This window comes from Hahella sp. CR1 (assembly GCF_029813005.1).
Lineage (GTDB): Bacteria > Pseudomonadota > Gammaproteobacteria > Pseudomonadales > Oleiphilaceae > Hahella.
Window position 1 is genome coordinate 256,038 of record NZ_JAPELK010000006.1, and the last position, 14,141, is coordinate 270,178.

Annotated in this window: 12 protein-coding genes; 8 read left to right on the forward strand and 4 right to left on the reverse strand. The window is 53.6% G+C overall.

The genetic code is table 11. The features are described from left to right. Window positions 1-30 precede the first annotated feature (30 nt). A complete protein-coding gene (locus tag ONV78_RS16775; protein ID WP_279504810.1) occupies window positions 31-1,620 on the reverse strand; it encodes a PAS domain-containing methyl-accepting chemotaxis protein in 1,590 nt (529 codons plus the stop codon). A gap of 119 nt (window positions 1,621-1,739) precedes the next feature. Further along, window positions 1,740-3,353, reverse strand: a complete 1,614-nt coding sequence (locus ONV78_RS16780) for an EAL domain-containing protein (protein ID WP_279504811.1) — start codon at window positions 3,351-3,353, stop codon at window positions 1,740-1,742. A gap of 207 nt (window positions 3,354-3,560) precedes the next feature. On the opposite strand from ONV78_RS16780, the gene ONV78_RS16785 reads away from it, so the two are divergent. The 3 genes from ONV78_RS16785 (at window position 3,561) to ONV78_RS16795 (ending at window position 4,760) form a co-directional block, all read left to right on the forward strand. Further along, on the forward strand, window positions 3,561-3,875 hold the full coding sequence (locus ONV78_RS16785) for a luciferase family protein (protein ID WP_216738094.1): 315 nt from the start codon (window positions 3,561-3,563) through the stop codon (window positions 3,873-3,875). Window positions 3,876-3,940: 65 nt separating this feature from the next. Then, window positions 3,941-4,318, forward strand: a complete 378-nt coding sequence (locus ONV78_RS16790) for a DUF3703 domain-containing protein (RefSeq protein ID WP_279504812.1) — start codon at window positions 3,941-3,943, stop codon at window positions 4,316-4,318. A gap of 1 nt (window position 4,319) precedes the next feature. Continuing rightward, window positions 4,320-4,760 (forward strand): hypothetical protein, encoded by a 441-nt coding sequence (locus tag ONV78_RS16795; RefSeq protein WP_279504813.1) that lies wholly within the window; start codon window positions 4,320-4,322, stop codon window positions 4,758-4,760. 60 nt (window positions 4,761-4,820) lie between these two features. Here the strand turns inward: ONV78_RS16795 and ONV78_RS16800 are convergent, their stop codons facing one another. Further along, window positions 4,821-5,891: an alpha/beta fold hydrolase gene (locus ONV78_RS16800; RefSeq protein ID WP_279504814.1), complete on the reverse strand. Its 1,071-nt coding sequence runs from the start codon at window positions 5,889-5,891 to the stop codon at window positions 4,821-4,823. A 248-nt stretch (window positions 5,892-6,139) separates the two neighbouring features. Here ONV78_RS16800 and ONV78_RS16805 point away from each other — a divergent pair, with 248 nt between their 5' ends. Together ONV78_RS16805 and ONV78_RS16810 are read left to right on the forward strand one after the other, a co-directional pair. Beyond that, complete coding sequence (locus tag ONV78_RS16805) at window positions 6,140-7,816, forward strand: hypothetical protein (RefSeq protein ID WP_279504815.1); 1,677 nt, start codon at window positions 6,140-6,142, stop codon at window positions 7,814-7,816. A gap of 23 nt (window positions 7,817-7,839) precedes the next feature. Further along, window positions 7,840-8,196 (forward strand): hypothetical protein, encoded by a 357-nt coding sequence (locus ONV78_RS16810; protein ID WP_279504816.1) that lies wholly within the window; start codon window positions 7,840-7,842, stop codon window positions 8,194-8,196. Between the two features lie 31 nt (window positions 8,197-8,227). Here ONV78_RS16810 and ONV78_RS16815 read toward each other — a convergent pair whose 3' ends face one another. Continuing rightward, the gene (locus tag ONV78_RS16815) at window positions 8,228-8,413 is read right to left on the reverse strand and encodes a hypothetical protein (RefSeq protein ID WP_279504817.1); all 186 of its coding nucleotides are present in this window, start codon (window positions 8,411-8,413) and stop codon (window positions 8,228-8,230) included. A 597-nt stretch (window positions 8,414-9,010) separates the two neighbouring features. On the opposite strand from ONV78_RS16815, the gene ONV78_RS16820 reads away from it, so the two are divergent. From ONV78_RS16820 to ONV78_RS16830, 3 genes are all read left to right on the forward strand, one after another. Beyond that, on the forward strand, window positions 9,011-10,372 hold the full coding sequence (locus ONV78_RS16820) for an extracellular solute-binding protein (RefSeq protein ID WP_279504818.1): 1,362 nt from the start codon (window positions 9,011-9,013) through the stop codon (window positions 10,370-10,372). Between the two features lie 45 nt (window positions 10,373-10,417). Further along, window positions 10,418-12,502 carry an extracellular solute-binding protein gene (locus ONV78_RS16825; protein ID WP_279504820.1) on the forward strand — a complete coding sequence of 695 codons (2,085 nt, stop codon included), beginning with the start codon at window positions 10,418-10,420 and terminating at the stop codon, window positions 12,500-12,502. A 388-nt stretch (window positions 12,503-12,890) separates the two neighbouring features. Then, window positions 12,891-14,102, forward strand: coding sequence for a HAMP domain-containing sensor histidine kinase (locus tag ONV78_RS16830; RefSeq protein ID WP_279504822.1), 1,212 nt, complete (start codon window positions 12,891-12,893; stop codon window positions 14,100-14,102). Window positions 14,103-14,141 lie beyond the last annotated feature (39 nt).

Sequence of the window (14,141 nt, forward strand, 5' to 3'; positions counted from 1 at the left end):
GAATAGCAGCGCTACAAAACAAGGCAAAATTTATGACTGGCGTCGTTTACTCCAGAACTGTTTGGCGAGCTCCTGCAATGCAGAGGTGAGTTGCGCCACGTCCTCCGCCCGCTTGCGGTTGTACTGACCGACGGTGGCGTTGGCGCTGGCGGTATCCCGGATGGCGACGACGCTGTTATTGATGCCTTCACTGACGGCGCCTTGCTGTTCCACCGCGCTGGCGATCTGGGTGCTGATATCTGAAATCTGATTAACCCGACGACCGATGGCGGTCAATTTCTCCGCCGCCTGATGGGCGTGATCCACGCTGTGATTGGCTTTCTCTCGGCTTTTCTCCATGGCGGCCACCGCTGAGCGGGCGCCATCCTGCAACGAGTTGATCATCTTTTGGGTATCGGTGGTGGATTGTTGCGTACGAGACGCAAGTTGTCTCACTTCATCCGCGACCACCGCAAAACCGCGTCCCATTTCTCCGGCTCGGGCGGCTTCAATGGCGGCGTTCAGGGCCAGCAGGTTGGTTTGCTCGGCGATGTCCTGAATGGCGTTGAGGACGGTGGAGATTTCTTTGCTGTGTTTGTCCAGGTCGTTAATCACTTCCGCCGCCTGATGAATCTCATCCGCCAGGGAACTGATGATGCGTTTGGTGCTGGTGACCAGTTCCTGCCCCTGGGAAGTTTCCTGATCGGCGTGATCCGCTGCGCTTGCGGCTTCCTGTGTGGTGGCGGCCACTTGCTGAATGGTCGCCGTCATTTCATTGATGGCTGCCGCCACCTGATCGGTTTCCGACTGCTGGCCATTGGTTTTGTTATTGCAGTCTTCGATTTCCGACACCAGCTCATCCGTCAGGGATTCCAGCTGATCCGCCGCGTTGGCCATGCGCCCGATGACCGCGGTGGTCTCCGCCTGCGCCATAGTCATGGCGAACTCGATCTCGCCAAACTCGTCGTGGCGTCCCGTGTACAGCACCTGGCTAAGCGGGTTATCGGCAATAGTGCGCGCCTTTAGCACCAGCTTGTGCAACGGCGACAGCCATAAATAGATAAACAACACGTTCAACAAGCCCAGTGAAGCGCCCATGATGGCGGTGTCGGCGACGCTGATCGGCAGCATATGCGACAGGAGCAGCAGCACCGGGATCAGGCTGAGGGTAGAGAGCAGGGAAACCTTCAAGCGCACGTCCAGTCGCGGCAGTCGCCAGGCCAAAGGCGTTTTGCCGGCGCGGATGTGGGCGTACAGTTCTTCCGCCGCCTCTACCTGCTTCTTGGAGGGCTTGGTGCGTACGGATTGATATTCCACCGTGCGCCCGTCTTTGGTGATGGGCGTGGCGTAGGCGCTGACCCAGTAGTGATCGCCGTTCTTGCAGCGGTTTTTCACCAGTCCCATCCAGGAGCGGCCGCTTTTCAACGTCTGCCACATGTGCTGGAACGCCATGGGCGGCATGTCGGGGTGGCGAACAATGTTATGGGGCTGGCCAACCAATTCTTCTTTTGAGAATCCACTGATCTTGATGAAATCCGGATTGACGTAGGTGATATGGCTGTCCGGCGTGGTGGTGGACAGGATATTGGCGTCTGGCGGCAGTTCCAGGTTGCGACCCGTGACAGGCTGGTTGACCCGCATAATGAATCTTCCTCGTTCGGCATAAATTTTGGGCGCGAGAATTAAGTATATGCCTGTATTCGGATTTTGTGAGGAGAGGAGCGCTACGGAATTTTCGCCCTGAAATTCCGTAGTATTACTTAGTCTCTGGGACTCTGTTTTTCCGCTTGGGCGCTGCTGGCTGAGGTCTGTTCGATCGTGCGTGTGGTGTCGCTTATTTCTTCTGCGCGCACCGGGCGACTAAAGTAATAGCCTTGCACATAGTCACAACCGAATTGCTGCAGCATCTCCATTTGTTCGGCCGTTTCCACGCCCTCTGCGATGACGGTCAGGTCCAGGCTCTCTGCGAGAGAGATAATCGCCTTGATGATCTGTCTGTTGATGTCCAGGTCTTCCGTACCGGACACAAAGCTGCGGTCGATCTTGAGCTGATTGACCTGAAGTTCGCGTAATCTCACCAGCGACGAGTAGCCCGTGCCGAAGTCATCCAGAGAAATCTTGACGCCCAGTTGGTGCAGCTCCTGCAGTTTCCTGCGATTGGACGAATGCTCAGAGGAGGCGACGGTTTCTGTGATCTCCAGCTCCAGATGGTGCGGGGGGATTTGCGCTTCCTCCAGGATGAGCCGCACTTCGTCGACAAAGTCGTCCCGCTGAAGCTGGCGGGCGGAAACATTAACCGCGATCACGGCGTCTTTTTTTACGGTCCAGGCTTTGCCTTCCGCCAGCGCCGTTTGCAAGACCCAGCGCCCCAATTCATGGATAAATCCGGTTTCTTCCGCAATTTTGATGAAGATATCCGGGGGAACATGATCGCCTTGATGACGCCAGCGACAGAGGGCTTCATAGCCGATCACCCGGCGCTGCCGCAGATCAATTTGCGGCTGATAGACAAGATAGAGTTCTTTGTTCTGGATGGAGTGCTTCAGGCCTTTCTCCAGCTTATAGCGTTCAGTGAGACGGATGCCGATATCGTCACAGTAAAACTGCACCTGCCCCTTGCCGTCGCTTTTGGATTGGTACATGGCCATATCCGCCGCTTTCAACAGACTCTCCGGCGTATTGGCGTCTTTGGGGAACAGTGCGACGCCGACGCTGAAACCGACTGATATTTCGATACTTCCAAGTTGGTGGGGCTGCTTTTGTGTTTTGACAATGCGCGATACGGTGGGGAGGATGTCTCTATCTGATATATCGAGGTCGATCAAGATCAGAAACTCATCGCCGCCCAGGCGCGCCACGGTATCGCCCTGGCGGATTTGCAGCGCCAGACGCTCGCCAACGCTCTTGATCAACATATCGCCTTTGGCGTGACCGTGATTATCGTTGATGGCTTTGAAATTATCGAAATCCAGAAACAGCACCGCCACCTGTGAACGACGGCGTTGCGCGCTGGCGAGCATTTGATTGAGTCTGTCGATGGCGAGCACCCGATTGGGCAGACCGGTCACTATGTCGTAATAGGCGTGAGAAGCGATTTCCAGGTTCAGGGTTCTGATATCCAGCAGACGGCGCACGCCGTACACCACGGCGACGATCCCAACCCAGCCAAGCCCAATAATGATCTCATCCAGCTCCCAGTCTTCGTGAGCGCGGGAGTAGTCGTAAAGGCCTTCGAGGAGATCAATCTGGAAAAAGGAGGTCAGGGCGGTCAACCCAATGACAAGGGCGATGCTCAATCCCAGGTCGACGCGGGCGGAATGACGCAGGCGCTCAGACGTATTTGTCTGTGACAACTCCTTTCGATGCTTGATCATTAATCGCAGCGCTCTCTACTTCGATCTGTGGATAAGCCCGGAGAGAAGGACGGAAGAAACTGCCGTTTAACCATAAAGTCTAGCACGACGGGAAGCCGGCGCCAGCCGCTGGCTTATAGCGATTCGGCATGTAGGAGACAGGTGTTGATTAATCAAAGTCGCACAAATAGATTGTGATGTTCTGGAAGTTAAAAAGGATTCAATGAGATGCGTTCGCTGAGAGAGATATTGATAGAAGAGGTTGAAAAAATATCAGGCGTAAAAGATCAGCCCTCGCCGGTGGCGGGCGGCTCGGCGCTGCACTACAACGGCAAAGAATTCGCGCATTTTCATCACGATCATGAGCTGGACCTGAAACTGACCAAAAAGCACATCAAGAAAGAAAAACTCATGCATCCGCAAGACTCGACCGTCCATCCCAAAAGATCGCTGAACTCGCAATGGATCGAGCTCAGGTTTCATACCCAGGACGAAGTAAACGAAGTGGCCAGATTAGTGAAACTTGCCGTCAGCGAATTATGAAATTTTTACTTCAGAGACCTATCCTATGCGTGTAAACCCCTTATGACGCAATAGGTTTCAGGCTTATGACGACGTTGCGACAAGCCTTCTCCGCAGAAATGAACGCCGCGCGGGATAACTGGCGCCAGGGCCGTCTCGACGTCGCCTTTGCGCATTTGGAAAACGCCCACGTTCTGGGACAACGCCGCCTGGGCTGGCACTTTCACGTCCACCTTTGGATGCTGCGGGTAGGGTGGGCGAAACGAGACCGACGCGAAATCCTCGGCCAACTATGGCGCCTGCTCCTAACCCCACTCGGCCACCTGACCGGCCGCCTCCCCATCGGCAACACCGGCGGCGCCAACGTTAACGCATTTACGCCCATGCCAGTGCGTAAGGAGTTGGAGAGGGTGTTGCGTGGGGAGGGTATGGAGGGCAAGTCTGACAAAGATCTGGGAGACTGACATGGGTATTGATATCGATGGTTGGGTGGAAGTTACCCATAGCGCGGACGGTAGTGAGCACTGGTCTGGGCTCCTGAATCTTTCGCCGTTAATAGACGTGTGCGACAGAGGGTCTGTTTTACTTTTCGGCATCGGAAATGGCTGGAAAGACGACTGTCCCATTGCAATGGAAAGAGGGCTGCCCGCTAACCCCAGCTATCAAACCCTCAGAGATATTCAGGACATCAAAACGTTTGAAGATGAAGAGAAAGGCTGCGCTAACGAACACTTTGGCTACACACATTTGTATTACTCGGAACTACTGAGGCCAGTATTCGCTGAGGAATACGGGCGCCTCGCCGGGACTCAGTGGGGACCTGTTATTAAGTTGATTGAAGCGCTGATCGACAGCGGCCGCTATCAGCCGGAACAGGTCAGGTTCGTTGTGTGGGCCTGTATTTAGTTGATGTGACGAGTAGGGGCGATTAGTTAGTGACATGAATAAGCCCTCTAAAATTCATACTTACAAGATTCCAGAAAGCCATTCGCTGATCGCATTCAACGCTCTGGTATCAATCGTTGTATCGATCAATATGTAGTCTTCTATCCGTCCTGTTTCCGAAGGTTGAAACAGGTGATTGAGCTTGTCTAATACGAGCACCTCAGATTTAGGATTAGTCAGGACAGACTTCATGACGGGCGCATTTTCAGCCGCTGATACTTGCAAGTCGCTGCCGCCAAACAGCGCCAGAACGGGGTTTTTAAAGCGCCTGAATGCAGGGAGCGGGTCGTAACTTGCGTAGTGACGTCCCCAATCCGAACCCCATACTTCCATGTTGGCTTTTATTTCCGCCCGCGTGAGGCCATGGGACTGCAAGCGTTTCTCTATTCGGCTTCTTGCATCCGCTATGGAAGGGCTTGTTCTCAGTATCTCCGTAAGGTCCCTGCATAACGATTTCTCCCGTTCTATGTCCTGCTGAGATTTACCCTGCGAGCGCGCGATATCCGCTACTTGCGTGGCCATCACATCAGGAAGTAAGGGAAGGGCGGGCGCAGCGAGAAAAATCATGAACGCGGCGGGAACAAACTCCGCGGCCGCAGAAGCGATATAGCCGCCTTCCGAATGACCAAGAAAACCGATCTTCTGCATGTCGATTGCAGGGATGCTCTGCATAAACCGGTAGGCAGCGGCGGCGTCTTGTGCAAAATCCGATAGGGTGGGCTTCCACCTGTTCTCACTTGAGAACGTACCAGTGCTTTCGCCAACGCCTCTGTCATCATAACGAAGCACCGCAAATCCATTACGGGTAAGGTAATCCGACAAAACCAGAAAGGGCTTATGGCCGGCGATCGCCTCATTGCGATCCTGAGGGCCTGAGCCTGTAATCAATATAATCGCCGGGAACGGCCCTTGCCCTAGAGGCATGGTTAACTCCCCCGCCAGCGTGACATCCGCTTCGCCGCCCTGAAATCGCACCTGCTCAATTCGATAGTTCCTGTCTTTAGGATCTTGTGGCCTGGATAACCAGCCAAGCGAGTCAGCGCATGCCGTCAAAAACATGAAAACGCTGGTTAGCAGAGAGAACTTTTTCAACGTTATGCCCCGATTGTTCTTTTGGTGCCGAGTGTGGGTGAGGTGATCGATTTCTGGTCCAGGAAACGGCATTAAACGCCACTGGGCATTAAGACCGTCTTAAGATGGAGCTGGAAAGTGGTCGATCTGGTGATATGAATAAGAGATTGACCTGGCGATTGAACTTCCCTTAATCTGGCCGACTGGCCAAAAAACGGCTGGTAGCATTACGTAGGGTGTAATGCTCACTTCGCGGAGATTAGCTATACATGAGAAACTTGACGTCCGCCGAGAGGGCGATAGTCCACCAGATCTACACCGCAGCCCAACCAACTCAACCAACCCAACCAAAAGGCAAGCTGAGAGCCTTCTTCACCGGGAATAACGCCGCACCGCCCGCTGAAATCATTTCGGCCCTGTTTAGTCAACTGGAGAGCCCTGGAGCCATTGCTGCACTGACGCCATTCGTCGCGCATCCCGATATCACAATAAGCACTATGGCGCTTGAGCAAATGGCCCGCATTCTGGACGGCCATGACAGTCTAAACCTGCATTGGTTGGATCAAAGCATTCGCTCGGCTTATTACGACCCTGATTGTAAAAGCTGGCTGGAAAACTGGTTTCAGGCAACCGTATCAACGGTAGATAATCTCCCCTTTGAGGGAAGACTCCTCGTCACAGCGCTCACGCTTTTCTGTTGCCACAATAACGGTTATGTCCGCATGCAGGCGCTTGAGCGACTGGCGTCGGTGGACATGGAGACTGCGATAAGAGTTTCTTTTGTGCGAGCCAACGACTGGGTGTCACAGGTCAGCCAGATTGCGTTTGACGTCACTGCCGTAAATCTTCCGCGGCTTCAGGAAAGTCAGCTCATCCAGTATTTGCACCTCATGGATCAGCTCACCAACAAGACACGACGTGATTTGAGCGCTATCCAACGCGCGGTGAAAGACCGCCTTGATTCAGATAAAGGACACGAGGCGCTGGCCACAGCCGTCAAAGACGCGGATTACAAACTGGCGCGGTTGGCCTTCAAGGTATTAACGGAACTTTCATACGATCCAGGCGCATTGCTGCAGCTCTCGACAGCCAGCAAAGACGTGGTGATCCGGGGCAAGTCGTTTAATCTCATTCACAGACTGGAGAGTCCCCAGTCTCAGTATGCGCTTCTGGAAACCTTAGCCGCGGATCGGCAGCCTTCAATTTGTAAAAGGGCGTTGTATGCAGTCGTGGAGGCTTTTCCAAATGACGCCGAACCGCTCCTGCTCGCCAACCTGCTCCATCAAAGCAAAGGCACCCGAAATACCTGCAAGTATTATCTTCAGCGTTTGTCAGCCGTTAACTTCACGGAGTTCTACATAAATCATCTGCAATCTGATAACCCCAGAAAACTCGTTTCGGCAATACTAGGTTTGTCTGAAGTCGGCAATGTTGGCGATTGGGCGCACGTGAGCCACTTCGAAAGCTCAAATGATCCGCGAATTCGCAGCGCCGTCGTCAGGGCGGCGGGGAACCTTGGTTGCATGCCTCCCGCCTGGTTTGAAGGCAAAATAATTGCCGGCTCAGAATCAGAGGCGCGCATAGCGAGTGAAATTTTGGCGGCGGATGAAAACTACAGCGCCCAGGATGTTGTTAGCTTGTTGTGGAGGAGCAATGAAACTGGGCGGCTTAGACGTATCGTCAAGATAGCCAGGAAGAAAAGCAAATGGGACTATCTGGTCATTCTTCTAAATGTCCATCTAAAGAATCCTGAGTCCGACCTGCCAGAAAGTGCGCTAAGAGAATGGTTCGAACTTCACTATCAATCTTATTGGTTCGTTAAGCCAAATCAGGAAATCCTGCACAACCTTATTTCTCTTATCGACAAGGCGAAAACGGTTAAATCCATGAAGATACTCGACGCTATAGAGAAATATGTTTCTTCCATGAATGCGTCGAAGGTATAGGACGCCAATTAAGGTACTTCCCCATGGAAAAAGACCCACGCGACACGTACCCCATTAACGTCATCAACCTGAGAGACAAGCCGCTGCTTGAGGCGTTGTTCGAAGTCGAAAAAAGGCCTTGGCTGTGGCTTCAGAATCACGATCTGCCTTGCTTGATGTCGTTCGTAAACGGTTGGGTTGTGGGGCGGAATGATGCGAAGGATGATAAGCTACTGACTGCGTTTGACCTCTTTGTCGCCAAGGAGTTGGACGAGGGGTGTTCAACTATTGGCTGGTGCAACATGCTTCTGAAGCACTTCGGGGAACAGGATGCGATGGCTGCATTTTTTCGGCTGTTGCGCCAGTTTCAATCCGCACATCTCACTCAGGAGTCCTCTTAACTAGAGCCTGAGGGGGGCAGGATCAGTTAGCTTATTGCGCCCCTTGCTCCAACCGCTCCCGATTCTTCTCCATGGCTGCTTCAATCTGCTTCTGGGCCTGATCGATCTGCTGTTCGGCTTTCTCTTTCTGGCGCTCCGCTTCTTCGCTGTGTTCGACGGACAGGTAGGCGACGTAAAGGAGCGCCAGTAGGATGCTGATGATGCCGATTGCTTTCATAAGGGGACCGCTGGAATGCCGATTTGTTGTGTCGGGTTGATAAGGAAAATCTTCCTGCACAGTTAGTGTAGCGTGAATTAACCGGTTTGGTTTTCCGGCGACTCACCCCGGAAAACAGATAAAAACAATGCACAAAAATGTACAGGTAATTCCCCTGGTTAGTATTTGAGCCAGATAGGCGCACGTTGTCTAATGATTGCACTCTCAGGCTCTCCCGCGAGCGTCAGTATCGGCGCTTGATGAAAGGGTCAGGCTGGTCGTTAACAGAATAAGTACAACAAAGGCGCTGTCATGAAAGTCAAAACAGACGTTTTCTTTGTCTTCAGTTTCCATCTTGGCGTTCAGTCTCTGCCAGCCTCACGGATAAGCCCGTTTCCCTTTGTTGTTATAGCAATGGGCCAAACTTTGCGACGTCAAAAACCGAACTGACGACGTTCCCTGTTTTCCTGATACCTGAATCTTCTATCTGACAAGTTAACCCGCCCAAAGCTGTCGCGTTTTTGGGCCAGGGCTTCTTGTCGCCTGCAGAAAGGTCGCGTCGCTGTGGAAGTAAATCGCCGCAGCGGCGAGGAGCTGCTTTAACCAGAGAGAAACGCCATGAAGCATCGCAGTAACTATCCGTTTGTAACCTTGTTGATGTTGAGTCTGGCGACGCTGTTCGCAAGCGTTCCAAGTCAGGCGGTCGAGATTGTCGTCGCCACTGTCGACAATGCGGATATGTTGAACATGAAGACGCTGTCGCACCATTTCGAAGAGCAGAATCAGGACATTCAAATTAGCTGGAAAATCGTGGATGAGTCCGTGTTGCGACGTATGCAGGCCAGCGACAGTAAACAAAAACGCGCCCAATACGATGTCTACACCCTGGGTCTGTTTGAAGCGCCCATATGGGGAAGTAAAGGGCGTTTGTCGCCATTGCCGGCGGCCTATCAAACCGATGGCGAAATGAAGAAGTGGATTCCCGAGATTATCGAAGGGTTTCGCTACGACGGCGAGTATTACGCCTTGCCGTATTATGGTGAAAGTTCCATAACCTATTACCGCAAGGATGTACTGAGTCGCTATGGCCTGCAGATGCCGTCGCAGCCGACTTGGCGTGGTATTGAGTCAACCCTGGCGCAGTTGCGGCGGAAGTCGCAAGGGGAGCATGGGCGATTGTGTCTGCGCGGCAAACCGGGGTGGGGGGAGAACGTCGTTATCCTGGCGACCATGTTGAACGGTTTTGGCGGTCGCTGGTTTGATGAAAACTGGCGTTCGGCGCTGGCGGAGCCGGCCTGGAATCAGGCCATCGAGTTCTACTTATCCATGATGGCGGAGTACGGTCTGGCGTCTTCCTGGAACAACGGCTATTCCGAAAACCTGCAGGCCTTTGTCGCGGGCCAGTGCGACATCTGGGTGGATTCCACCGCCGCTGGCGGCGCCATCGCCCAGGCGTCCTTCTACGCCCAGGTGGGTTACGCCGCCGCGCCTTCGCAGGTCACTGACAGAGGGACTAATTGGCTGTGGTCCTGGGGTTTCGCCGTGCCGAAAGGTTCTCTCCACAAAGACGCGGCCTGGCGTTTCGTGAGCTGGGCGACCTCTGATGACTATCATCGTCTTGTGGAACGCAATTTCGGTATCTCGCAGACGCCGCCGGGCGCCCGCCACGCGTTGTATGAAAACCCGTCGTACCGCGAGTACGCCAGCTTTGCGGATATTACGCTGAAGGCCATCAAAAGCGCGGATTTCGAACGCCCCAGCATTCAGCCCGTGCCATACCGGGGCATTCAGTTTATCCAGATGGAGGAATTCCAGCAGATTGGCGACTTCATCGGTAAAAAGCTGTCCGTCCTGCTGGAGCGAAAACTCACTGGCAAGCCGATTAATCTGGAGCAGGAATTGTCTCATATGTCTGAGTTCGTGCAGGCGTCGCACAATATTGCGGAAAGGTTGCGTCAGAAAGGCGTTGACGCGTATTGATGAAAAATGGCGTAGTGGATAGGGAGTAATAAGGAATGTTGGGCAATGTCGTTAGACGCGACGCCGGAGGAATCAGCTATGGCCTTGCATAGGGTAATAAAGCGCTGTTTATGCCTGCTTCTTTGCGGCTGGATGTCGGCGCAGGGAGCGGAGCCGGTGGTCGAGCTGGTGAGCGGGGAGAAAGAGCCCTACATTGGCGTGAATCTATGGAAGAACGGCTATGCCCATGAGGTGGTGACGGAGGCGTTCAAGCGCTCTGGCGTGACCGTTCATATCTCGTTTCATCCCTGGGCGAGAGCCAATGCGATGGCGCAGCGCGGCAAGGTCGATGGCATTGTGCCGGTTTATGCGGGCGCCTTTTCGCAGCAGGAGTTTCGGCTGAGCGACCCTTTTCCGGGAGACTCCATCGGGATTCTGAAACGCAAGGACAATTACTTTCAATATTCCGTGCCGCCCTCCGTGAATTTAATGCAGGCGCTAAGCGGCTTGTCCGGCGGCGTTATCGGGCAAGTCCGGGGCGAATCCACATTGCAGGAGTTGCGCAGCATTCCCGGCATCCAAATCGAGGAAGTCACCAGCGAACTGCAGAACATCGACAAGCTGGCGATCAACCGCATCCAGTTCGTGCTGATCGATAAGTTCACGGCGGCGGATCTGATCGTCGGTTATCGGCCGCACTACATCGGGAAGCTGGATTTTGTCTATCCGCCCCTCGCCGACAAACAATTTCATATCGCCTTTGCTAACAATCGCGCGTCCGCTGACAAGTGGGTGACTGCGTTCAATCAAGGCCTCAGAAAAATGCGCGAGGATGGGACGCTGGACCGGCTGCGCTTTGAATACGGCCTGCTGCCCAATGTGGATCGCGGCGATGACAAAATCAGACTGGTTATCGGCACCGTGAATAATCCCGACATGGTGATCATGCAGGAGCTGGCGAAGGCGTTTGAAGCGCAAAATCCGGATATCGAACTCGACTGGCGCATCATCAACGAAAGCACTTTACGACGACGTCTGCTGGGCGATCTCGCCATTTCCGACGGCCAGTTTGATGTGATGACCATCGGCATCTATGAAATCCCCTTATGGGCGGGCAATGGGTGGATATCTCCTCTCGATCCGCTGCCGAAGGCCTATCGTCTCGATGACATCTTACCAACGGTCAGGCAGTCGCTTGCCTACAAAGATCAGCTCTATGCGCTGCCGTTTTATGGCGAGAGCATCATGACCTATTACCGCAAGGATCTGCTGAAAAAAGCCGGACTGGAGATGCCTGAGCATCCAACTTTCGCGAATATTGAGCTGATTGCGCGATCTCTGCATGACCCTGACAATCAGGTATACGGGTTATGTCTGAGAGGGAAGCCTGGGTGGGGAGAAAACGTAGCGCTGTTATCTTCTCTGTCGCATGCCTTTGGCGCGCGCTGGTTTGATATGAACTGGGCGCCGCAACTGGATTCAAAAGAGTGGCGTCAGACCCTGGATTATTATGTGGATCTGATTACCACTCAAGGCCCGCCGAACCCCACCAGTCTGGGGTATCGGGAAAGCCTGGATTTGTTCGCGCAAGGCCATTGCGCCGTCTGGATCGACGCCACCGTAGCGGCGAGTTTTCTCTATAATCCAGAGTTCTCCCAGGTGAGCGATAAAACAGGGTTTGCGCCTGCGCCGAGAGGCAAGGTGGATCAAAGCTGGCTGTGGGCCTGGTCGCTGGCGATTCCCGCCGCGTCCAAACACAAAGCGGCGGCGAAGAAATTTATCACCTGGGCCACTTCCAGGGAGTACATCGACCTCGTGGCGAAAACCAAAGGCTGGGTGGCGGTTCCGCCGGGAACCCGCCGCTCCACCTATGAAAACCCTGCCTACCATCAGGCGGCGCCGTTTTCTGATCTGGTGCTGAACGCCATTGAACGCTCGGACGCCAGCAATGTCTCCGCACTGCCTGTTCCATACACCGGCGCGCAATACGTCAGCATCAACGAGTTCTCCTCATTTGGCGCGCAAATCAGCCTCAATTTCGCCAATGTGCTGGAAAACAAAATGAGTATCGATGAAGCCCTGAAGCAGTCCCAGGCGCTCATTAAACATCAGATGATCAACTCGGGTTACTTGAAGGAAACAAGAAACTAAGAAACCCGAAGACATTCAACCCCCCAATTCCCCAAATTGATATTTTCTTGACGTAATTTTGATAATCCGTTGTTGCGACCCTGATTAGTATGTAAGGAAAAAAATCGGATCGCAGTCCTATCGTGAACGAACCCCTGTCACACAGCGCTCGATGATGGTTGTCGACGGACACTGTCTTCGGGAGCGTCAGCAATATGATCGCCGGCATTGCAGGCGCGGCGTGAGGCGTCTTTATTGTCGCGACTTATGCATTTGTCTCCCCGCCGGAGGCGTTGCTCGTGCTTGTGCCGATATAAAAATGAATTTGTACGTTGGAAATGGAATCAGGATTTTTTAATAAACCGGTATGACATCTATCGCGAACAGGATCAGAAAAACCTACATATTAATGAGCTTTTACACCATCAGTGTGATGGTCGCTATCGTGCTGCTGTTAAACGAGGAGCTGGAGAAAGCGACGCTGGACCGAAACTTTTCTGAAGAGAAGGAGTTTGTCGCCAGCCACTATGGTTTAGAAAGCCCTTACGCCTGGGAAGCGGGGGATATCGATATTGTGTTTGTACCCGCCAATTACAGCGACGCCGTCGCGCTGCCCAGCATCTTTGACGGCCTGGGCTTTCCGTTTATGGGGGAAGTGGAAAAGAACGATCATACCTATCTGGTGAATATTGGCGGCGAGTCCTCCGGCAAATTCTATATCGCCAAAGATATCTCCCGACTGGAAGCGAGGGAGATGATATTCGACGGCGTTTTATTGCTGGTCAGCTTGCTGACCCTGGGCGGCAGTCTGATTCTGTCGCAAGTCAGCAGTCGTCGCATCATCCGTCCGCTGCGGGACTTGGCCAGAAGCATCAAAGGCACGGCGGTGAAAGAAAATATGCCGCGTCTGCAGACCCAATATTCTGACTGCGAACTGCAGGCGATCGCCGATGTCTTCAATCAATTCCTGAATGAACTGGAAACTTTTATCAAGCGGGAGCAGGCGTTCGTGAACCTGGCCAGTCACGAACTGCGCACGCCGATAGCCGTCATCACCGGCGCGCTTGATGTGCTGGAAAGGCGGGCGCAATTGCAGGAGAAAGACGCCGCCACCTTGATGCGCATTCGTCAGGCCAATAAGGAAATGGAGCGCAACGTTAAGGTGCTGTTGATGATGGCGCAAAAGTCCGAGGAAGGGGAGGGACGGCAGACTGTGTCCATTCCCGGGCTGGTGGAAGAGGTGCTGGAGGACTTGTATGAAGACTATCCCGTCTATACCCGCGTGGATCTGGAAATCACCCGGAAAGTCACGCTTTCCACCAATAGCGTCATGGCCAAGATGATCATCCGCAATATTGTGCAGAACGCCTTGCAGCACACCGACGACAACATCGTCATTCACATCACCCCTGAAAAAATAGCCGTGACGGACGCAGGCTCAGGCCTGGCGCCGGAACTGCTCGACGCCCTTTCCAATGGTCGCGAACTCACCCACTATCGCTCCGGCTTGAACGGCTTCGGGCTGTATATCGTCTCCATCATGTGCAGTCGTCTTGGCTGGCGGCTGACCGCGGAGAATCACTCAGACGCGGGATCGACCATTAGCGTGATTTACGCGTAAGCAGACAGGTGAACTTCGCCGTTTAGGTTAATCCACAGT